Origin of the sequence: Streptomyces sp. NPDC003077 (assembly GCF_040611095.1) — a bacterium.
In the GTDB taxonomy this organism is placed as follows: domain Bacteria; phylum Actinomycetota; class Actinomycetes; order Streptomycetales; family Streptomycetaceae; genus Streptomyces.
On the sequence record NZ_JBEXNM010000101.1, the window covers coordinates 1 to 21,144 of the forward strand.

Sequence of the window (21,144 nt, forward strand, 5' to 3'; positions counted from 1 at the left end):
GCCGTGCCTTCCTCCGCGGAAGGCACGGCCGACGGCCTTTGTCATGGCGCTTCGCCGATCCCGGCCGCCGATGAGCCGTTCCGGACGGACCGCCTACGCGTGGAAGGTCGTGGTCGCCTCCAGCGCGGCCCGTTCGGTCGTGATCCGGTTGACCGGGGCGGTCTCGTCGGCGTAGCCGAAGGAGACGCCGACGAGGAGCTTTCCCTCGGTGACGCCGAGTTCGGCTCGGACGGTGTCGGCGTGGAAGCTCAGCAGGCCCTGGGGGCAGCTGTCCACGCCGTACGCGGTCATGGCCAGGAGCAGCGTTTGCATGTAGGCACCGACGTCCGCGGCCAGTCGGGCGCCGCCGTCGCCGGTGACGAACAGGAACGCGGCGTGTGGCGCGCCGTAGAAGCGCAGGCTCTCCGCGTCGTAGGCGGCCCGTGCCGCGTGGTCGTCGGGGCCGATGCCCAGTGCTCCGTACAGCTCGGCGCCGAACGCGGCACGGCGCGCCTGGTGCACGTCGGAGTACATGTCTTCCGAGTACGGGAAGTCCGCTGAAATGCGCTGGGCGGCGTGGGCCGACCGCAAGGCCTCTGCCAGTCGGTCACGTGCCGCGCCGCTCACCACCTCCACCTGCCACGGCTGCGCGTTGGAGTTGGACGGCGCGGCGCCGGCCAGCGAGAAGATCGCGCGCAGGGTGTCCGCGGGCACGGGTTCCGGGCGGAACGCGCGGGTGGCGTGGCGGTCGCGTATCAGCTTCTCCGCACAGCCGCTCAGCTCGGTGGGGACCGGACTGTTGTTCATGGGGCTCCTCCATGACGGCGCTATGTAAACGCATCCGTTTACTTTCTGGCCCGACCCTAGCAAGCCATCTCGGTGGAAGTAAACGCGTACGTATACTTGCGTCATGGGGACGACGACCACGGCAGCTCAACGGCGGGGGCGCGGGGGGCGGGAGCGCATCCTGGCTGCCGCCGCCCGGCTCTTCGCGGCTCAGGGGATCAACGCGACAGGCATGGAACAGGTGGCACAAGAAGCACCCGTGTCCAAGCGCACCCTTTACGTCCACTTCCCGACCAAGAGCGATCTGGTCATCGCGCACCTCAAGGACCTCGCGTCGTCGGGCGTCACCCTGGAGAGCGTGCTGACGCGTGAGGACATCCCCCCGCGCGACCGGATCCTCGGGCTGTTCGACCTGCCCGTGGCGGACGAGGCTCCGGTGCGCGGCTGCCCGTTCATCGACGCCGCGGCGGAATTCCCCGATCCGGAGAGCACGGTCCACTCCTACGCCCGGGAACAGAAGCTGCGGATGGTGGAACTGGTCACCGCGCTGGTGACGGAGCTGGGCTGTCACGCGCCCGCCGCACTGGCCGAACAGTTGGTCACCCTCGCGGACGGGGCAGCCAGTCGCGCCATGGTGCTGGGGGAAGCGGACTACGGGCGGCACGCGCGGGCGGCGGCGAAGGTTCTCCTCGAACGCGCTCTGCCGACTGCGGGCTGACACCTTTCGGTGGCCTGACGCGGCCGGCGGGTCGCCGTCAGGGCGCGGGGCGGTGGGTCGGCTTCAGGCCGCGTCGGCACCGACCGGCGCGGTCACCGCGGGCCGGACTCCCGACCTTTCCTCGCCGGCTATCGCGTCGATGTCACCGACACGCTCGGCTGGACCGGTGCCCTGTCCCGGTCGTGGTCCTTGGTCTTGTCGCCGAAGGCGGTGTTCCAGAGCCCCACGAGCAGGATCGCGATCACGACCCATGCCCAGAAGGGGACCTTCTGCAAGCGCTGTGTCAGGGTCTTCTGCTTCGGAGGGTCGGCCATGGCTGCTCCGTCGTCGAGCCGGTCGAGTCGAGACGTGCCGAGACGTGCCGAGTGCCTGGGGGCTGTGCGCGTCCGGTTGGGACGGCGCTGAGGTCAGTCTCGCTCAGAAGGCGGGTCGGCGGACCCGGAATGGGGCGGTCCTCTCAGGGGGCGGCCGGTGGGCGCCCGGGCGCGTGGGCGGCCCTCCCCGGGCGGGTGCGGTGCTCGCGTCCGGGGAGGGCCGCCGCAAGGTCAGCGCGGGGTGGTGGGTGCCAGGGGGCGGGGAGGGACGGGGATCGTCGTCAGTGGGTTTCGAGGATCAGGTCGCGGACCATGCGGCAGGTGATGTTGGAGGGCCGGTGCACGCCGATGCGGGCGGCGGTGTTGCGGATGGTGCGGTTGCGGGCCCGTTCCGGGGTGTAGACGCCGGCGTCGAGCAGGGCTATGGCCAAGCGCATCGCCTTGAGGCGGCGGTTGTAGGATTCGTAGCGCTCGCGCGGCCAGCCGGCCGGGAGCGGCTTCTTCGGCAGGGGGCGGAAGGCGGTCTGGGGCTTCTTGGCGGTCCGGCTGGTCGCGGTTGCTTTCGTCACCTTTATCGTCTTCGCCGCCTTTGCTGTCGTGGTGGCCGGGATCGCTGTCGTGGTGGCCGGCATCGCCGTGCCGGTGGTCGTCGTCATGGTCGCGGAGTCTGTGGCGTGCAGGGTTTCCGCCGCCTTCGCCACCTGTGGCGCTTGCGCGGTGTCTGTCGGGTTTGTCGGGTGGTGGACTACGGCCATCGGCGCTCTCCTGGGCAGTGGTGGAACCCTCACTGACTACCTCCATTTTAAAGGGGGGCACTGACAAAGCCCCCTGGTCAGATGGCGGTTGACGGCTCGTCGGGCGGGTGGCGGGGAGAGGGCTGGGGCGGCCTCGGTCCTCGTCGGAAGAGTGCGCGGAGGGTATCCGGGCTGGTCACGCGAAGGGGCCATTCCAGGATGCGGGGTGTGAGAGGCGCACTTATCGTCGTAAACATCATCTTCTGGGCTGGTTGCGGCGGCCGGGGACTCTTCCGGGCCGGTCACGGCCGCCCCAAAGGACGGTGACGCCTGTCCGCCCCCGCGAAAGGCCCAGTGGTGTCCGAGAGTGACGGCGAGACGGCGAAGACCACCTCCGACCTCATCGTCGAGCGGTTGCTCGCCTGGGGCGTGGACACCTGTTTCGGGATCTGCGGGGATCAGATCAACGGGTTCTTCGAGGCGTTGCGCACGCATCCGGAGATGCGGTTCGTCCATGTGCGGCACGAGGAGAACGCGGCGCTCGCGTGTGTGGGGTACGCGAAGTTCACGGGCCGTCCGGCCGCGTGTGTGGCGACCGCCGGGCCTGGGGCGCTCCACCTGCTGAACGGCCTGTACGACGCCCGGATCGACGGGGCTCCGGTCATCGCGATCACCGGCCTGTCGTACCACGACACGGTCGGCGCGCACTTCCTCCAGGACCTGCCCTCCGACCGGCTCCTCGAACACGCCTGCCCGTTCTCCGAACGCGTCATGGGCCCCGCGCATGCCCTGACGGCCACGGACCTGGCCGTCCGCAGCGCCCTGATGAACCGGACGCCGGCGCACCTGGCGATCCCCATCGACGTCCAGTCCTGGACCTGCGAGCAGGACACCCTCTCGGACAAGAACGTTCCCGGGCACGTCTCCCTGGCCGCGCAGCCGTTCACGGTGGTGCCGCCGCACGAGCAGTTGCACGAGGCCGCGCGGGTGCTCAACGCCTGCCGCCGGGTGGCGATCTGCGCGGGGGCGGGGGCCCGGGGCGCGGGCGAGGCGCTGGAGCGGGTGGCGGAGACGCTGGGGGCGCCGATCGTGAAGGCGGGGCTGGGCAAGGACTGCGTGCCCGACGACAGTCCGTACACGACCGGCGGAATGGGTTTGATCGGCACACGGGCCAGCCATGAGGCGTTCGAGGAGTGCGACGGGTTCCTGATCGTCGGGTCCTCGACCCCGTACTACGACTTCTGGCCCGCGCCCGGGCAGGCGCGCGGGGTGCAGATCGACGTGAACGCCGACCGGATCGGGATGCGCTACCCCGTCGAGGTCGGGCTGGTCGGGGACGCCGGGGCGGTGCTGGACGCGTTGCTGCCGCACCTGCGGCGCAAGGACGACCGGTCGTTCCTGGAACGGGCCCGGGCGACGTACCGCGCGTGGTGGCAGCTCGTCGGCGCGCAGGCCGCCGCGTCCGGGACGCCGATGCGTCCGCAGGTGATCACCTGGGAGCTGTCCAAGGTGCTGCCGGACCGGGCGATCGTCACCGGGGACGCCGGCACGGTCACCGCCTGGGCCGGGCGGCTGATGCTGCGGCGCGGCATGGCGTATTCGTTCTCCGGCACGCTGTGCACCATGGGGGCCGCGCTGCCATACGCCATCGGGGCGCAGATCGCCCACCCCGACCGGCCGGTGATCGCCTTCACCGGGGACGGTTCGCTGTCCATGGGGATGGGGGAACTGGCCACCCTGGCGCAGTACGACCTGCCGGTGAAGGTCGTGGTGCTGCACAACAACTCGCTCGCCCTGGAGGTCTGGGAGCAGACCGCGCTGCTGGGCAACCCGCAGTACGGCTGCGGGCTGCACCCGGTGGACTTCGCGGCCGTCGCCCGCGCCTGCGGCCTGCGGTCCTTCCGCGTCGAGGAACCGGCGGACGCGGCCGGGGTGCTGGCCGAGGCGATGGCCTGCCCGGGGCCGTGCCTGGTGGAGGCGGTGACCGATCCGTACGAGGCCCCGTTCGGCGAGAGCCTGAAACCCGCCCAGGCGCGGCACATCGCGGAGGCGTTCGGTAAGGGCGAACCGGCGGCCGGCCCCATGGCGCGCAATCTGCTGGAGGAGCGGCGGGTGGCGATGTCGCCTGCCCTCCAGCAGCATCGGGGGGAATTGGGGCGGTATCGGTGAGTTCTCTGGATTCCTTGGATTCCCCGGATTCCCTGATGGGGTGGGGTGGGGTGGGGTGGGGTGGTTCTTCGAGTCGGGGGCGGGTGCCGTCTCTCAGGCCAGTGCCGCTTCCGCCGCCGCGAGGATTTCGGTGACGCGCAAGCCGAAGCGGATGTCGCAGGCGTGCGGGGCGCCGGTGCTCATGGAGGTGAGGAGGGCGTCGACGGCGCGCTGGTAGGCCGGGCCCGGGCCGTCCTGGCGGCGTGGGAGGGCGGTGGTGCCGGCGGTGCCGCGGACGGTGACCTGCACGCCCGCGGCGGCCGGCGGCGCCGTCAGGCTGACCGCCGCCGTGCTCACCGCGCCGGTGGTGTGCCGCAGCGTCATGAGGACGGTGTCGAGGGGGCCCCGCACGGCGGTGACCGTCTCGGCGTCGCCGAGCACCGGCAGGAGGACGGACAGGGCGTGCGGTCCGACGTCCCATAGGGCGCCCTTCGTCCGGCGCCAGGGCGAGGACGCGTACGGGCTCTCGCTCCCGGGGACGAAGACCGAGGCCAGCCAGTCGGCGTGCCCGGTGAACCAGCCGCCCACCGCCGCCTGCTCCTCGATCCACGCACCTTCCTCGATCCCGAACCGCGCGGTGAAGAAGACCACCGAGGCGACGCCCGCGCGCTCGACGGCTTCGGCCAGGGCGCGCGCCTCGGGGACGCTGGTGGCGACCGGCTTGTCCAGGAGGAGGTGCCGCCCGGCTTCGGCGGCCCGTACACCCAGTTCGGCCTGGACCGTGGGCGGGAGGGCGATCGCGACGGCGTCGGTGGCGGCGAACAGGTCGTCCGGGGTGGCGTAGGTCTGGACGCCGTACGCGTCGGCCAGTTCCCGGGCGGCGTCGGGCCGGCGTCCCCAGACGCCGGTGAAGGCGACGCCGGGGTGGGCGGCGAGCGCGGGGGCGTGGACGCGCCGGGCCCACGTACCGGTACCGAGGAGGCCGATGCGCGGGGTGGTGTCGGGGGCGAACGGCGGGTTCGCGGGGGCGGGCGGGATCGTCATGCGCCCAGTCTCTCGCGGGCGCGTGGTCCGGGTGGGCAGCGCGCGGGGTCCGCGGCGCGCCCCTGTGGGAACGGGCGAGCGCCGGGAAGGCCGTCGCAGGTGGGCCCCAGTAGGCCAATCCGGGGCGGGCCTCGGCGGCCGTCCCGGATGGGTGCCGGGGATCCTGGTAGGCCGTCACGGACGGATCCCGCGGGTCCCCGGAAGGCCGTCCGGTCGGATCCGGGGGTCCCGGTAGGCCGTCCCGGACGGATCCCGCGGGCCCCGGAAGGCCGTCCGGTCGGATCCGGGGGTCCCGGTAGGCCGTCCCGGATGGATCCCGCGGGTCCCGGAAGGCCGTCCCTGCCGCCTCCCCGGCGGACGCCCCGGGCAACAATTGCGCGTTACACCGGGTTCACATTCGGGCAACGGACGGGAAATGCCGGGTTGCGAGAGTGCGGTGGTGCGCCCGCACGCGCGCCCCTCCCCCGACCCGCATTAAGGCGAACCCGTGTCCTTCAAGGCCGAATACCTCTGGATCGACGGCACCCGGCCGACGGCCAAGCTGCGCTCCAAGACCAAGATCCTGGCGGACGGAGCCGAGCTCCCCCTGTGGGGCTTCGACGGATCCAGCACCCAGCAGGCCGAGGGCAACTCTTCCGACCTCGTCCTCAAGCCGGTGTTCAGCTGCCCGGACCCGATCCGGGGCGGCGACGACCTGCTCGTCCTGTGCGAGGTCCTGAACACCGACCTGACGCCGCACGCCACCAACACCCGGGCGCCGCTGCGCGCGGTCGCCGAGCGGTTCGCGAACCAGGAGCCCATCTTCGGGATCGAGCAGGAGTACACCTTCCTCAAGGGCAGCCGTCCGCTCGGCTTCCCTGAGGGCGGCTACCCGGCCCCTCAGGGCGACTACTACTGCGGCGTGGGCACCGGCGCGGTCTTCGGGCGCGAGATCGTCGAGCGGCACCTGGACCGCTGCCTGGCCGCGGGCCTGGGCGTCTGCGGCGTCAACGCCGAGGTCATGCCGGGGCAGTGGGAGTTCCAGATCGGCGCGCTGCCGCCGCTGGAGGTCGCGGACCACCTGTGGGTGGCGCGCTGGCTGCTGCACCGTACGGCCGAGGAGTACGAGGTCACCGCCTCCCTGGACCCGAAGCCCGCCCCGGGCGACTGGAACGGCGCGGGCGCGCACACCAACTTCTCCACCCGGGCGATGCGCGAGGGCTACGACCCGATCATCACGGCGTGCGACGCGCTGGGCGACGGGGACAAGCCGCTGGAGCACGTACGGAACTACGGCAGCGGCATCGAGACCCGGCTCACCGGTGCGCACGAGACCGCGCCCTGGGACGCGTACACCTACGGCACGTCCGACCGCGGCGCCTCCGTCCGCATCCCCTGGCAGGTCGCGGCCGACAAGAAGGGCTACATCGAGGACCGGCGGCCGAACGCGAACGTCGATCCGTACGTCGTCACCCGACTGATCGTGGACACCTGCTGCACGGCTTTGGAGAAGGCCGACCAGGTCTGACCGACCGCACCACCACTGTTCGCGTCGCGGGCTCCGTCACCGCTCGTCATCGAGCCCGCCGTCACGTCGCCAAGTACCGAGGGCGCCCGCTTCCGTGGGCGTCCTCGTGCCGTTGTGGAGGCGTTTCAGGACGGATGACGTAGATGCGTCCTACTTCGGAGGGATTCCGTGTGATGCGCGTTGTCCGGCCGAGGGGCCCGCAGTACAAGCAGTACAAGAGGACATATTCGGACGAGCTGCCGAGAAGGCACCGCCAGAAGGACGCCGCCGTTCCGCTGTCAGGCTCTCGCCACCAGGACGCCGAGCACGCCGATCGGGCTGATCGGGCTGATCGGGCATCGAGCCGATCGGGCTGGTCGCTCCGACCGCGCTGATCACGTCGATCACGTCGATCACACCGGTCACAGAGGTGCCCTCAGAGGGACGCCGTCAGTGGAACGGCGGCGAAGCCGGCGACGAGCCCGCAAGAGATCTCGCCGGAAGGCCGCGCAAGGGAGCGAGCAGAGCGTCAAGAGAGCCGAGAGGCCGGGTGACGAGCAATGCCGATCGAGTTCCACACCGCCGTCTCCAATGAGCCGGAAGAGCAGGCGACCGTCATATCCAGCGATGAGCTGGCCGTCCAGATGCCCTCCGACGGGGCGTTCGGCGAGGCCAGCCGGGGCAGCCCGGAGGGGCTGGAGAACGTCCGCGGCTACAGCCGTCCGGAGGGGACACCGGAGCAGTTGTGGCAGCCGCCCACCGCCGCCCTCCCCGACATCGGCGAGGCGTCCTACGGGCCGCCCCCGGTGGCCTCCGAGACCGTGCACGGCCCTGACGACCGGGTGCAGATCACCGACACCTCCGTGTACCCGTGGCGCGTGCACTGCTCGCTGCTGATCACGGCGGCGGACAACTCGCGCTGGATCGGCACCGCCTGGTTCATCGGGCCGCACACCCTGGCCACCGCCGGGCACGTCGTCTACATCAAGAACAGCGGCGTCCCGGGCCGCGACGGCTGGGTCAAGAGCATCAACGTCATGCCGGGACGCAACGGCAACACCCTCCCGTACGGCGTGGTGACCAGCACCAGCTTCCGTTCGGTCAACGGGTGGGTGAACAACGGCGACGAGAACTACGACTACGGCGCGATCATCCTGCCCACCGACCTCGGTTCGACGACCGGCTGGTTCGGCTTCGGGGTCTGGTCGGACGCCGACCTCCTGAAGACCGTCGGCAACATCTCCGGCTACCCGGGCGACAAGCCGGCCGGGACGCAGTGGTACGACGCGCGCGGCATCGCGTCCGTGGGCCCGCGCAAGGTCTACTACGACATCGACACGGCCGGCGGCCAGAGCGGCAGTTCGGTCTACCGCTTCTACAACGGCGGCCGGTACGGCATCGCCATCCACGCGTACGGCGGCGCCGTCACCAACTCCGGTACGCGCATCACCACGCCGGTGTTCAACAACTACGTGGCGTGGAAGGCGTGAGGTAGGCCTGGAAGACCCCATGTGGGTGTGGGTGTGGGTGCAGGTCTGAAAAGCCTGACGCAGGTCCGGAAGGCGTGACGCAGGCCGGGTTCGGTCCTCGCGACCGGTCCGCGCCCCGTACCCGCCGGGAGAAAGGGTGCTGTCGCATGGCGGTCATCGCCGGAGTGGTCGTGGACGCGGACGGCGTGCCCGTCCCCGACGCGCGCGTCTACGTGACGGACGGGCCGGGACCCGTACCCGACGTGGCCGCCCTCACGGACCCCGACGGCCGCTTCGCGCTCTCCGCCGGCGCCGACGGTGCTTACACCGTCGAGTGCCGGTCGGAGCGGGGCGGGGCCTCCCGCGTGACGGTGGCGACGGTCACCGTGCGCGGGGGGATGGCGGCGGAGCTGCGGGTGCGGCTGGAGCCATGAGGGGGCGCGGCACGGCGGCTGATCGACCGTCCGACGTGGGCAGCAGGCCGAGCGGACGGCGAGAGCGACGGATAACAGGACCGGCGGGCGGCGGGATTGTCAGTGGTGGCTGGCAGGCTGTGTCCATGCTTCCGATCACCGTGAAGACCGAGAGCGGTCCCGACCTCACCCGTCCGTCCGCAGCCGAACTGACCGCGCTGTTGTGCCGGATCGGCGCCGCCGACGACCACTTCGTGGTGGCCGAGCGGATTCCCGAAGAGGCGCACGAGTTCCTGCAGACGTGGCGCGAGGAGGACGGTTCCTACGAGGTCGAGCACCGCGACGGCGCCCCGGACCGGCACTTCCGGCTGGAGCTGACGGACCCGGCCGAGGTCGCGGCTCTCTTCCTCGCCTGGGCCCGCGGTGAGAAATCCTGGCGTACGGCGCACGCCTGGGAGCGGGTCGAACTCACCGCCGCGCCGGAGCTGGATCCGGAAGCCCGCACCGAGTTGGAGGAACGGGTCCGGTTGCTGCTGCGCACCGGCTTCTGGAGCCTGCCCGCGCTCGCGGAGGCGATGACCGAGGAAGTCGAGGACGAGTACGGGGACGAGTCGAGCCGTGACGTGCACCGGATGGTCGCCGCGCTGTGGGAGGAACGGCTCGCCGAGGAAGCCGACTGGCCCGACGTCACGGACGTGGACCGGGTGGCACGGGCGTTCGCGGCGCTGGAGGCCGAAGGGATCACGGCCCGGATGAACTTCACCTGCTGCGCCACCTGCGCACACGGCGAGATCTGCGCGGAACGCCGCGAGGGGGACCGGGGCTACGCCTTCTTCCACCAGCAGGACACCGAGGGAGCGGCGGACGGCCACGGCCTGTACATACGGTTCGGCGCGTATCCGGATCCCATATCGGCGGGAGAGCCGGATCGCATATCGGCGAGCAAGCCGGACGCCATACGAACGGGAAAGCCGGACCTCATATCAGCGGGAGAGACCGAAAGGACAGAGAGGACGGAAAGGGCGGAAAAGGCGGAGAGGGCGGAAGAGACGGACGGCGGAACTGAGGGGGTGATCGATGAAGAGATCGGCGCCGTCGGGCGGGCGGTGGCGGATGCGTTGGAAGGCGTTGGGCTGACCGTCGAGTGGGACGGTGATCCGCGCCGGGCGATCCACCTGCCGTCCCTGGACTGGCGTCGGCGACTGCCGATGGTGGTGTGACGGATGATGGTGGGGTGAGCTCTTTCTCCCCTCGTGCCCCATGGGTCGCACCTCTGTATGTCGGTGCCGTCCACCTCAGTGCGTACGTCACCGCGCGGATGCCGGCCGAGCAGCGGACGGAACTGCTGCGCGAGCACTCCACCAACGTCGAGAACCTCCGGGCTCGACGGTGGCGGACGCTGGCCACCAGCGCGCTGTTCGTCGAGCCGCCGCTGCACCGCGCGTACAGCGTCGCGCTGCTGGCGGTGCTCGGTACGGCGGAGGCTGCCTGGGGCGCGCGGCGGGCCGCCGGGGTGTTCGCGATCGGGCACGTGGGCGCCAGCCTGCTCGTTCACGCCGGGCTGTCCTCGGCGCGCAAGCTCTCCGCGGAGACGGCGCGGGCCGTGGACGTGGGCGCGAGCTACGGGTTCAACGCCACGGCCGGCGCACTCGCCGCGTCCCTGCCGCACCCGCGCGCCCGGCTGATGGCCACCACGGGCCTGCTGGCCCTGGGCATACGCCCCGTGCTGCGCAAGCGGCGCACGTTCACGGACGCGGGCCACCTGGCGGCGCTGGCGCTGGGCGTCGCGATCGGCGCCAGGAAGCGACGAACGGGACGGGTCCTACGACCTGCCGGGTGACGTGGCGGATGCCCTGCCGGGGGACGAGTCCTACGACCTGCCAGGGGGACGAAGCGGATGCCCTGCCTTGGGGGATGTACCGGACGACGTGCCGGGTGACGTACGCGTACGCGCGACCTGCGGGTACGCCGCCCGGGCTCGGAGCACTGCGGGTTGGGGCCTTCCCGGGGCGGCGGTGCCCCCTCACACATCCCGTCGCCGCACGACGATCATCGCGACGGCCACCGCCACCACGGCCCACCCGCCGTACACGAGCCATGCCCCGGTGGTGGTCGGCGGGTACGGGCCGGGGGCGTGCGCCCGTGCCGGGTTCGTCACCAGCCACCTCCACGCGCTGAGGGGCATGGCGTTGCCGATCTCTTTCACCCAGCGGAAGCGGTCGCCTTGGAGGAGCGTCGGTATGAGCAGCAGCAGGGCGATGACGGCGACGATGGAGCCCGCCGCGTGCCGGATCAGCGCGCCCACCGCCATGCCGACCAGCGCGCACAGCGGCGCGATCAGGGCGGACGCGGTGACGGCGCGCAGGGCGCCCGGGTCGCCGAGTGACAGGCCGCCGTGCTCCCGCAGTACCGCCTGGGTGACGCCGAAGGAGGTGCCGGAGACGAACGTGCCGAGCGCGAGCATGACCGCCGACACCACGGTCGCCTTGGCCGCGACCACCGCCCGCCGGTCGGGGACGGCGGCGAAGGTCGTCCGGATGAGTCCGCTGGTGTACTCGCCGAAGACCGCGATCGCCCCCACCGTCGCCGCGATGATCATGAGCAGTTGCCAGGCGGGATCGACGAACGCGGTGTGCAGCGCGTCGAAGGCGTACTCGGGAAGGTCCGGAATCCCCGGCGGCTCCGACGGCGACGCGGCTTGTTCCGACAGGTGGGCCGCGTTGGACACGGCGGAGTTTACATTGATGCCGATCACGGCCAACGCCCCGCCGGCCAGCACCAAGTAGGTGGAGCGCAGCGACCAGAGCTTGATCCACTCGGCGGCGAGGAGATGACGGAAACGGGCGGTCGCCGGAACCGGGAGGCGGAGGGCCGCCTTGTGGCCCGGTACGTGGCTCATCGGCCGACTCCGGTGGAGTGATCGGCTCCAGCGCAGTGATCGGCTCCAGCGGAATGGTCGGATCCAGTGGAGTGGTCGGCTCCGATGGAGTGATCGGCTGCGGGCGACGAGGCCACAGCCCGCGCGACCAAGGCCCGTGCGACCGGAGACCGTTCGGCCGCGCCGTACTCGACGCTCTCCGCGGTCAGTTCCATGAACGCTTCCTCCAAAGAAGCCGCCTGCGGGCTGAGCTCGTACAGCCGCGCCCCGTGCGTGAAGGCGAGTTCGCCGACGCGCTCCGCGGGCAGGCCGGTCACCGTGTACGACCCGTCGGGCTCCGCCCGTACCGCCGCGCCCTCGTCCGTCAGCAGCCCGGGCAGGGCCGTGTCGGGGGTGCGGACCCGGACGCGCGGCGGGGTGCCGCGGGCCGCGAAGTCCCGCAGGCTCTCCGCCGCGATCAGGCTGCCGCGGCCGATGACGATCAGTTCCTCGGCGGTCTGCTCCATCTCCCCCATCAGGTGGCTGGAGACGAGTACGGTCCGGCCCTCGTCGGCCAGCTTCCTGAAGAGGCCCCGCATCCAGAGCACTCCTTCGGGATCGAGGCCGTTGAGCGGCTCGTCGAAGAGGAGTACGGGCGGGTCGCCGAGCAGGGCGGCGGCGATGCCGAGCCGCTGTTTCATCCCCAGGGAGAACCCGCCGATCCCGCGGCCGGCCGCGTCCGCCATGCCGACCTCCGCCAGCACCTCCGCGACCCGCCGGCGCGGCAGCCCGTTGCCGACCGCCAGTGCCGTCAGGTGGGCGCGGGCGGTCCGGCCGCCGTGCACGTCGTGCGCGTCGAGCAGGGCGCCGACGTGCCGCAGGCCGCGGGGGCGGTCGCCGAAGGGCCGCCCGTCGACGGTGACGGTGCCGCCGGTGGGCCGGTTGAGCCCGAGGACCATGCGCAAGGTGGTGGTCTTCCCGGCACCGTTCGGCCCCAGGAACCCGGTGACCACACCCGGGCGCACGGTGAAGGACAGTCGGTCGACGGCGGTGGTCCCGCCGTAGCGTTTGGTGAGTTCGGTTGCTTCGATCACGGTGACCACGCTGCCGGGACCGATACCTCCAGGTCATCGGCCCGCCGGGCACAACCGGGGCGGCCGGGGGTAGCCCCCGGGAGTACGCCCGCGGGCCGATGCCGGGGCGTGGGCCGGAAATCTATGATCAGCGCATGAAAGCCCCGCAGGGTCCCCCGCGGTCGTCCCTCGCCGAGCCCCTGGCCTGGTGCTCGGGCATCGCCTACGCCCTCCTGCTGTACGTCGTCGCCCTGAACACCGGCCGCGAACTGAGCGGTGCGCGCCTGCTGCTCGCCGCGTTGCTCGCCGTGCTGCTGCTGGCCCTGGTGCTGCGCCGGCCGCTGCCCGCCCTGGTACTGCTGCTCGCCGCCTCCTTCGCGACGACCGTGCGGACGGACTCGGCGATGGCCGCGGACATGGCCGGCAGCATGCCGCCCGGGGAAACGCAGGCGTGGCAGATCGCGTACCTGCAAGCGGCGCTCACCGACCTGACCGTCGGTTGGATCTCCGCCACCCGGTCGCGGCTGACGGCGGCGGTCGCCGCACTGGTGGCGCTCGGCGTACAGATAGCGGGCGCCACGTACTACAGGGAGGGGAGCCCGTCCTTCGTCACCACCTCGGCCTTCCTGACGCTGATGATGGTCACCGCCTGGACGATCGGCCACTCGGTCGGCGAACGCCGCCGGCACGCGTCCGCGCTGCGGGAGCGGGCCACCGAACAGGCCGTCGTCGCGGAGCGGCTGCGGATCGCCCGGGAACTGCATGACATGGTGGCGCACAGCATCGGCGTCATCGCCATCCAGGCCGGGGCCGGCCGGCGCGTCATCGAGACCCAGCCGGACGAGGCCCGCAACGCCCTCTCCTCCATCGAGGACACCAGCCGCGACACCCTGGCGGGCCTGCGCCGGATGCTCGGCGCGCTGCGGCGGGCGGACCCGGCGGACGGTGACGGCGCACCGCTCGGCCCGACGCCGGCGCTCGCCGATCTCGACGGGCTGGCGGAGCGCACCCGGGACGCGGGCGTACGCGTGGACATCGAGTGGCGCGGGCAGCGGCGGGCGCTCCCGGCGGAGATCGAACTGTCCGCGTACCGCATCGTTCAGGAAGCGGTCACGAACGTGGTCCGCCACTCCGGCGCCCGCGCCTGCCGGGTGACCGTCGACTGCCGGGAGGACGACCTGTCCATCGAGATCACCGACGAGGGCCGCGGCCCGTCCGGCTTGCCCGGCGCGGCCGGCTACGGGCTGACGGGCATGCGGGAGCGGGCGGCGCTGCTGCACGGCGAGTTCGCGGCCGGGCCGCGCCCCGAGGGCGGCTTCCGGGTGGCGGCCCGGCTTCCGGTGCCGGCGGAGGTCGCGTGATCCGGGTACTGCTCACCGACGACCAGCCGCTGGTCCGGCACGGGCTGCGGGTGCTGATCGCCGACCACCCCGGGCTGGAGGTGGCGGGCGAGGCGGCGAACGGCGAGGAGGCGGTGCGGCTCGCGGACCGGCTGGCGCCGGACGTGGTCGTGATGGACGTCCGGATGCCCGGCATGGACGGCATCGAGGCCACCCGGCGGATCACCGAGGGCTCCGGCGCGCCGCCGAAGGTCGTCATCCTCACCACGTTCGACGACGACGAGTACGTCTACGGCGCGCTGCGCGCGGGGGCGAGCGGCTTCCTCGTCAAGGACATGGACATGGACCAGATCCTCGCCGCGATCGAGGTCGTCGCCGCGGGGGACGCGCTCATCGCGCCGAGTGTGACGCGCCGTCTGATCGCGGAGTTCGCGGCCCGGCCCGCCACCGCACCGGCGGCCCCGCGCCCGGTGACGGGCATCACCGCCCGCGAGCGGGAGGTGCTCACCCTGGTCGGCCGCGGCCTGTCCAACGCGGAGATCGCCGAGCGGCTCCACATCAGCGCGGCCACGGCCAAGGCCCACGTGGGCCGCCTGCTGACGAAGCTGGACGCGCGGGACCGGGTGCAACTGGTCATCTTGGCGTACGAATTGGGGCTGGTGGCGCCGGCGAGCTGATAGCGGTGGTGGGACGGTTATGGGGGTGCGGGTGAGTTCCGCGCGTCGGCGTGCGGGGCTCGGATCGGGGCTGCGGTCGGCCATCAGCATGTCGGGCTCGGCGCCGTCCGACCCGACCCCGTCCGGCTCGGCCGCGCCCGGCCCGATCCCGTTCGACCCGGTTCGGTTCGGTTCGGCCCGGCCGCCTCGGCTCGGCCCCGTCCGGCCCCGCCCCGCACCCGTTGCGAAGCCGCGCTCGGCAAAGCGTCACTGCCCTCCCGGCAACGGCCGCACCGCGCCCCGCCGCGCAACGAGGCCGTCCCTCCGCCACGCGCCGGAGCTCACCGTTCCGATCTTGGTACGTCCCATGTGAAGGACAGATCAAAGGGTGTCTGGTTCAATGGGGGGCATGGCCAGCCTCACAGACACCGCAACGGGTCGTAGCGACCTTGAGCCTTTCTGGCCGTCCCGGCAGGGACACGTCTTCGACCGCCTGTGTTGCCGCGCGCACTGAGCGCGGGCCCGCACACGCCTTCTCGACGCTGATTTTCCGGCGTCTCAGCCTGCCCGCGCGCACGACGTCCCCGACGCCCCTCTGCGCGAAAGAGCTGACCCTTCATGACGAACGTCCGTACCCTGCCCGCCACTTCGGCGACGGCTTCCGTTCCCACCCCTTCCCGTAACCGCCAGCGTCTGCGCGCGGTCTCCCCCGACGACGTCCCGCAGGTCGCGGAACTCCTCGCGTCCGGCGCGACCTGGCTCCCGGCCCCGCAGCACAGCCTGCCGGTGCTGCCCGGCCACCCGCCCATGGTCGGCTACCTCGTCCTCGTCCCGGCGGACCAGGCCGCCCTCGGAGCGGGGCACCCCCCGTCCTTCGAGGCGCCGCGGCCCGCCGCCCGGCCGGGACCGGGTGACGGCACAGGCGCCCCGTCCGCCGCCGTCCGTCCGGCGGGCGCGGCCAGGACGGCGGCGATCGGCGTCCCCGGAGCCGCCCCCGCCGACCCGGCCCTCCGCCCGGAACCCACGGGCTCCCCCGGCGCTCCCGGTGCCCCCGTGCGCATCGACACCGACCAGCGGGTCGTCTACGTGCAGGGGCGTCCGCTGGACCTGACGTTCCTGGAGTTCGAGCTGCTGGCGCACCTCGTAGCCCACCCGCACCGGGTGCACACCCGCGATCAGCTCGTCACCACGGTGTGGGGGTACGGGCACGTCGGTGACGGGCGGACGGTCGACGTCCACGTGGCGCGGCTGCGCCGCAAGTTGGGCCCGGAGTTCCGGTCGTCGATCGTGACGGTCCGCCGGGTCGGGTACAAGTACGTGCCGAGCGCCTGAGTTTCGCGAGGTTCCCGCTCTGGTGCCGCGAGTGCGGCACCAGAGCCTCGCGCTGTTCCGGTGCGGCGGCTCGTCGCCGGCATGCGAACGGCATTGCCGCACACCCGACAATCAGATCGCCGCCACCAGCCGAGGACGTTCCGGGCCTCGGCTTCCCCGGCGTTCGCGTTCCGCGGGCTTATAGCACATCTCGCATTCCGGCACGCGCGTAACGTCCGATGTCTTCGCCGCGTACAGAAACGGCTGCCTGGGGCCGGTGGAGGGCGGCGGCGCCCCCGGTCGCGTCGCCCCCCGCACGCCCCAACCGGCCCCGCCCCCACCGCCCTTGGCGCTCTCGCGGCCCGTTCCGTTCGCGCCGCCCCACGCGCGCGCGGCAACAGGGCCACCGAGTCACGAAAGCCGCATTTACCGCGTACCGCCCGCGTCGGCTTCCTTGGATCACGACCCACAGGCCGTTACCGTTCCACAACACACCGTGAACATTGTTGTTGCTGGGGGACTGTCGATCAGTGGAGGCCCGAGTGAGTCATGTGACGCGTCGTACGCTGGTGAGCGGCGCCGGGGCGCTGGGCGCCGCCTTGAGCGGGCCGTTGCGGGCCCTCGCGTCCGGGCCGGGCGCGAAATGGGCGGGGCCGTCCGCCGTCCCCGATCCGCCTCTCCAGGATGCGGACTGTTCCTGCGACACGGGGCCGGCCCGGTCGGCGCTGCTGCGGCTGCTGCCCGCGCACGCCGATCAGTTCCGGCTCTCGATGCTGTTCCCCAAGGGCGGCGAGCGCTTCGAGGTGAGCGGGAGCACGGCCCGCATCCAGATCGCCGGCACCAGCCCGGGTGTGCTGCTGACGGGTGTGCACTGGTACCTCAAGTACAGCTGCGAGGCGGTGATCTCCTGGGCCGGTTCGCAGCTCAACCTGCCTCGGCAACTGCCCGCGCCGATGGGGTTGTACGGGCACGCCACGACGCTCCCCCACCGGTTCGCGCTCAACGACACCCATGACGGCTACACCGCCCCGTATGCCGACTGGCCGCGCTGGGAACGGCTGATCGACGTCCTGGCGCTGCACGGCGTCAACGAGGTCCTGGTGACGCCGGGCACGGACGCCGTCTACCACCGGGTTCTGAAGGACTTCGGCTACCCGGATCCCGAGGCGCGGTCCTGGATTCCGGCGCCCTCCCACCAGCCCTGGTGGCTGTTGCAGAACCTCAGCGGTTACGGCGGACCGATCACCCCGGAGATGCTGGCACAGCGGGCGGCCCTCGGGCGCCGCATCGCCGACCGGCTGCGCTCCCTGGGGATGCGTCCGGTGTTCCCCGGGTACTTCGGCACCGTTCCCCAAGGGTTCGCTGCCCGTCACCCCGGGGCGCACACGGTGCCGCAGGGGCAGTGGGCGGGGATGAGGCGTCCGGACTGGCTCGATCCGCGCACCGACGTGTTCGCCGCGGTGGCCGCCTCCTTCTACCGGCACCAGCGCGAACTGCTGGGCCCGGCCGAGATGTTCAAGATGGACCTGCTGCACGAGGGCGGGGACCCGGGCGACGTTCCGGTGCCGGACGCCGCGCGGGCGGTGGAACGGGCCCTGCGCACCGCGCACCCGAATGCGACGTGGGTGCTCCTGGGCTGGCGGGACAACCCCCGCCCGGACCTGCTGGGCGCGCTGGACCGCCGGCGCACGCTGATCCTGGACGGCCGGAGCGACCTGGCCGGGGTCACCGACCGGGAGCAGGACTGGGGCGGCGTCCCGTACGCCTTCGGCACCATCCCCAACTTCGGCGGACGCACCACGCTCGGCGCCCGCACCCAGGTCTGGACGAAACGTTTCCCCGCATGGCGCGACAAGCCGGGCAGCCGGCTCGTCGGCACCGCGTACATGCCGGAGGCGGCCGAGCGCGACCCGGCGGCCTTCGAACTGTTCACCGAGCTGGCCTGGCGCAAGGAGGCGGTCTCGCGCCCGGCGTGGTTCAGCCGGTACGCGGACGTCCGGTACGGCGGGCGGGACGCGGCGGCGCAGGCGGCGTTCGCGGCGCTGAGCGCCAGCGCGTACGCGATCACCAGCCCCGACGGGCGTCCGCACGACTCGGTCTTCGCGGCCCGGCCCAGCCTGGCCGCCCGCTCCGGCTCGTACTACGCCCCCCACCGGCCCTCCTACGACCCGGTGGCCTTCGACCGCGCGTTCATGAACCTGCTGCGGGTACAGCCCGCGCTGCGGAACAGCGACGCCTACCGGTACGACCTCACGGACGCCGCCCGCCAGGTCCTGGCCAACCGTTCCTGGCAGCTGATCCCCCAGCTCCAGGCCGCTTACCTGCGCAAGGACCTGCCCGCCTTCCGCGCGCTGTCGCAGCTGTGGCTCCAGTTGATGCGGCTGACCGACGAGGTCAGCGGCGCGCACCCGATGTTCCTGCTGGGCCCGTGGCTGGCGGAGGCGCGGCGGGCGGGCGGTGCCACCGGCGCGGACCAGTGGGAACGCACCGCCCGCGCCCTGATCACCACCTGGGACGGCCGCCCCGCCGCGGACGGCGGGCACCTGGCCAACTACGCCAACCGCGACTGGAACGGCCTGATCGGCGACTTCCACCTGCCGCAGTGGCGCTACTACCTGGACATGCTGGAGGACGCGCTGGCCGCGGGCCGGGCCCCGGCGCCGGTCGACTGGTACGCCCGCGAGGAGCCCTGGACGCGGGAGACGAAGACCTATCCGGTGCGTCCGGTCGCCGACCCGTACCGGGTGGCGCAGCGGGTCTTCGACACCCTGAGCAAGGCCCCGTATCAGGGCACGGTCACGGTGAGCGCCACGCCGGCCACCATCGCGCCGGGTGGCACGACGCAGCTGACCGCCGTCATCCACAACCTCAGCGGGCTGGCCCCCACCGGCCCGGTGACCTTCACCCTCACCGGCGTGCCCCTCTCCTCCGCGGGCCGGCTGACGCTGCCCGCCATCCCTCCGGGCGGCACCGGAACGGCCCACTGGCAGATCACCGCGCCGACCGGCGCCTCCAACGACCCGGTGCGTCCGCTGCCGTACACGCTGACCACGTCCTACGGGCCCGCGAACACCACTCCGGTGCAGGCCGCGCACACCGGCACCCTGTTCTCGTCGGGGCCGCTCGGCCGCGGATGGCAGCGGTTCTCCAACAGCGGCGCGCACTTCGGTCAGTTGCGGGACCGGTTCGGCATCTACGGGGGCGGGCGGGACCTGTGGAAGGGGACGAGCGAGTTCGCCGCGCTGTACCTGAGGGGCGCGCTGACTCCCGGGCACACGGTGGCGGTCCGGGTCGACCGGCAGGACCCCACGTCGCCGTGGGCGCGGGCCGGGCTCGTCGCCGCGAACAGCCTGGCGCAGCCGGGAGGGGCGCAGGGGCCGGGCGGACCTGGGGGACCCGGTGGGCCGGGCGGGCCCGGGATGCCGGTCGCTCCGCGCGGTTTCGTCACGCTGGCCGTGACGCCCGGCCACGGCGTGGTGCTGGCCTGGGACGGCAACGGTGACGGCACCCTGGACCGGCTCCGCACGGTCCGCGGGGTCACGGCGCCCGTCACCCTCCGGCTGGCCCGGCTCCAGGGGAACGCGTACCGGGGCGAGTACTCCCGGGACAACGGCCGGACCTGGCATCCGGTCGGCACGGCCACCGTGCCCGGGGCCGCGGCGCGGCAGGACGCCGGGATGCTGATGTCGGCCGTCAACTCCCGTACCGGCAGGCGCGGGACGGCCCACTACAGCCGCTGGAAGCGCACCTGACGCCCGGCGTACGCTGGCCCGGACCGGATCGCGAGCGAGGAGATCACCGTATGAGTGCCGCAGCTGAGAAAGAGTGGCTCTACGCCCTCGACATCTCCGACGCCACCTGGCAGCGGGCCCCTGGAGAGTCGGAGGAGGCCGTGGAGATCGCGTTCCTGGAGCGCGGCGCGGTGGCGATGCGCAACTCCAAGGAGCCGGACGTGGTGCTGCGCTACACCGAGGCCGAATGGCGCGCGTTCGTGCTCGGCGCGCGGGACGGGGAGTTCGACCTGGACCGCTAGCGGGCAGGCCCCGGGAGGCCCGGCGGCGCGGCATCGGCCGCGCTGCCGGGCCTTTCGCCGTTCGATGCCGGTTTCATGGCGTTTCGTCCCTCCGGGACGGGTTTCCCGGTTGCTGGGCCGATCCGGGGACGTCAGGTGACCCGGGTCGGATTCACTCGTTCCACCGAACGTGGAGCAGCAGCAGGCAACCGTCCCCCGCCCGGAGCGCCCGGCCCCCGTCGAGGTCATCGACGTCGAGCAGGCCGAGGCCGTGATCGTCGAACACTACGCGCGGCTGGCGCGGCTGGCCTATCTCGTCCTGCCACGGAGCATGGGGCGCGGGCGGCGCGCGTTCACCGCGCACGCGGTGGTCCAGCGCGCCCTGCCCCGGCAGCGCGTCACGGCCCCGGGCGCCGGGCTGCCCACCCAGCGCGCCGGTTCGCCACCGGACGGCCCCGGCTACGCCTTCGTCCGGCTGCGGGTGCTCATCGCGGCGCTGGGCTCCGGACGGCCGCGGTGGCGGATCCCCGTCGTGGGCCGCGAGGTGCCGCTGCCGCTGCCGACCGCGCCGCTGCCCCGGATCGTCGGGCTGCGGCTCTTCCCCCGCTCGGGCGGCGCCGAGGAACTGGCCGTCGAGCAGGCGCTGGCGTCGCTGTCCGCCCCGGCGCGTGCCGCGTACGTGCTGCGCGACCTGGAGCGGCTGACCGAGCGGGACGCGGAGGAGGTGCTGACGGCCGCCGGGGTCGAGGACCCCCGCGGCGCGCTCGCGCACGCGGGCGGGGGCCCCCACGTTACCGGGAGCGG

Annotated in this window: 17 protein-coding genes and 2 pseudogenes; 13 read left to right on the forward strand and 6 right to left on the reverse strand. The window is 72.6% G+C overall.

Annotation, left to right across the window (positions count from 1 at the left end; translation table 11 throughout):
* Positions 1-93: 93 nt before the first annotated feature.
* On the reverse strand, positions 94-786 hold the full coding sequence (locus ABZX96_RS35840; RefSeq protein ID WP_355553080.1) for a nitroreductase: 693 nt from the start codon (positions 784-786) through the stop codon (positions 94-96).
* A gap of 103 nt (positions 787-889) precedes the next feature.
* Between ABZX96_RS35840 and ABZX96_RS35845 the strand changes: the two genes are divergently transcribed.
* Positions 890-1,483, forward strand: coding sequence for a TetR family transcriptional regulator (locus tag ABZX96_RS35845; RefSeq protein WP_355553083.1), 594 nt, complete (start codon positions 890-892; stop codon positions 1,481-1,483).
* A gap of 128 nt (positions 1,484-1,611) precedes the next feature.
* On the opposite strand, the gene ABZX96_RS35850 is transcribed toward ABZX96_RS35845, so the two are convergent.
* Together ABZX96_RS35850 and ABZX96_RS35855 are read right to left on the reverse strand one after the other, a co-directional pair.
* On the reverse strand, positions 1,612-1,797 hold the full coding sequence (locus ABZX96_RS35850; protein ID WP_355553086.1) for a hypothetical protein: 186 nt from the start codon (positions 1,795-1,797) through the stop codon (positions 1,612-1,614).
* 281 nt (positions 1,798-2,078) lie between these two features.
* Positions 2,079-2,429 (reverse strand): hypothetical protein, encoded by a 351-nt coding sequence (locus ABZX96_RS35855; RefSeq protein WP_355553134.1) that lies wholly within the window; start codon positions 2,427-2,429, stop codon positions 2,079-2,081.
* Positions 2,430-2,888: 459 nt separating this feature from the next.
* On the opposite strand from ABZX96_RS35855, the gene ABZX96_RS35860 reads away from it, so the two are divergent.
* Positions 2,889-4,700 (forward strand): thiamine pyrophosphate-dependent enzyme, encoded by a 1,812-nt coding sequence (locus ABZX96_RS35860; protein ID WP_355553089.1) that lies wholly within the window; start codon positions 2,889-2,891, stop codon positions 4,698-4,700.
* Between the two features lie 93 nt (positions 4,701-4,793).
* On the opposite strand, the gene ABZX96_RS35865 is transcribed toward ABZX96_RS35860, so the two are convergent.
* On the reverse strand, positions 4,794-5,723 hold the full coding sequence (locus ABZX96_RS35865) for a Gfo/Idh/MocA family oxidoreductase (RefSeq protein ID WP_355553092.1): 930 nt from the start codon (positions 5,721-5,723) through the stop codon (positions 4,794-4,796).
* Positions 5,724-6,210: 487 nt separating this feature from the next.
* Here ABZX96_RS35865 and glnII point away from each other — a divergent pair, with 487 nt between their 5' ends.
* The 5 genes from glnII (at position 6,211) to ABZX96_RS35890 (ending at position 10,931) form a co-directional block, all read left to right on the forward strand.
* A complete protein-coding gene (gene glnII, locus ABZX96_RS35870; RefSeq protein ID WP_355553095.1) occupies positions 6,211-7,230 on the forward strand; it encodes a glutamine synthetase in 1,020 nt (339 codons plus the stop codon).
* A 539-nt stretch (positions 7,231-7,769) separates the two neighbouring features.
* Positions 7,770-8,699, forward strand: coding sequence for an endopeptidase (locus tag ABZX96_RS35875; protein WP_355553098.1), 930 nt, complete (start codon positions 7,770-7,772; stop codon positions 8,697-8,699).
* 146 nt (positions 8,700-8,845) lie between these two features.
* Positions 8,846-9,112, forward strand: coding sequence for a carboxypeptidase-like regulatory domain-containing protein (locus ABZX96_RS35880; RefSeq protein ID WP_355553101.1), 267 nt, complete (start codon positions 8,846-8,848; stop codon positions 9,110-9,112).
* Between the two features lie 125 nt (positions 9,113-9,237).
* Positions 9,238-10,311, forward strand: coding sequence for a hypothetical protein (locus ABZX96_RS35885; RefSeq protein ID WP_355553104.1), 1,074 nt, complete (start codon positions 9,238-9,240; stop codon positions 10,309-10,311).
* Positions 10,312-10,325: 14 nt separating this feature from the next.
* Entirely contained in the window at positions 10,326-10,931 is a 606-nt protein-coding gene (locus ABZX96_RS35890) for a rhomboid family intramembrane serine protease (RefSeq protein ID WP_355553107.1), read from the forward strand.
* Between the two features lie 183 nt (positions 10,932-11,114).
* Here ABZX96_RS35890 and ABZX96_RS35895 read toward each other — a convergent pair whose 3' ends face one another.
* Both ABZX96_RS35895 and ABZX96_RS35900 read right to left on the reverse strand, forming a co-directional pair.
* Positions 11,115-11,990 carry an ABC transporter permease gene (locus ABZX96_RS35895; RefSeq protein ID WP_355553110.1) on the reverse strand — a complete coding sequence of 292 codons (876 nt, stop codon included), beginning with the start codon at positions 11,988-11,990 and terminating at the stop codon, positions 11,115-11,117.
* A 152-nt stretch (positions 11,991-12,142) separates the two neighbouring features.
* Positions 12,143-13,042, reverse strand: a pseudogene (locus ABZX96_RS35900) (ATP-binding cassette domain-containing protein); the annotation flags it as partial.
* 134 nt (positions 13,043-13,176) lie between these two features.
* Here ABZX96_RS35900 and ABZX96_RS35905 point away from each other — a divergent pair.
* The 6 genes and pseudogenes from ABZX96_RS35905 to ABZX96_RS35930 all read left to right on the forward strand — a co-directional run.
* On the forward strand, positions 13,177-14,382 hold the full coding sequence (locus tag ABZX96_RS35905) for a sensor histidine kinase (RefSeq protein WP_355553113.1): 1,206 nt from the start codon (positions 13,177-13,179) through the stop codon (positions 14,380-14,382).
* Positions 14,379-15,038 (forward strand): response regulator transcription factor, encoded by a 660-nt coding sequence (locus ABZX96_RS35910; protein WP_355553116.1) that lies wholly within the window; start codon positions 14,379-14,381, stop codon positions 15,036-15,038. The genes ABZX96_RS35905 and ABZX96_RS35910 overlap by 4 nt, the downstream gene beginning before the upstream one ends.
* Positions 15,039-15,635: 597 nt before the next feature.
* Positions 15,636-16,349 carry a winged helix-turn-helix domain-containing protein gene (locus ABZX96_RS35915; RefSeq protein WP_355553119.1) on the forward strand — a complete coding sequence of 238 codons (714 nt, stop codon included), beginning with the start codon at positions 15,636-15,638 and terminating at the stop codon, positions 16,347-16,349.
* A 521-nt stretch (positions 16,350-16,870) separates the two neighbouring features.
* A complete protein-coding gene (locus ABZX96_RS35920) occupies positions 16,871-20,080 on the forward strand; it encodes an alpha-N-acetylglucosaminidase TIM-barrel domain-containing protein (protein ID WP_355553122.1) in 3,210 nt (1,069 codons plus the stop codon).
* A 50-nt stretch (positions 20,081-20,130) separates the two neighbouring features.
* Positions 20,131-20,361: a DUF397 domain-containing protein gene (locus ABZX96_RS35925; protein ID WP_355553125.1), complete on the forward strand. Its 231-nt coding sequence runs from the start codon at positions 20,131-20,133 to the stop codon at positions 20,359-20,361.
* Between the two features lie 169 nt (positions 20,362-20,530).
* Positions 20,531-21,144, forward strand: a pseudogene (locus tag ABZX96_RS35930) (hypothetical protein); the annotation flags it as partial.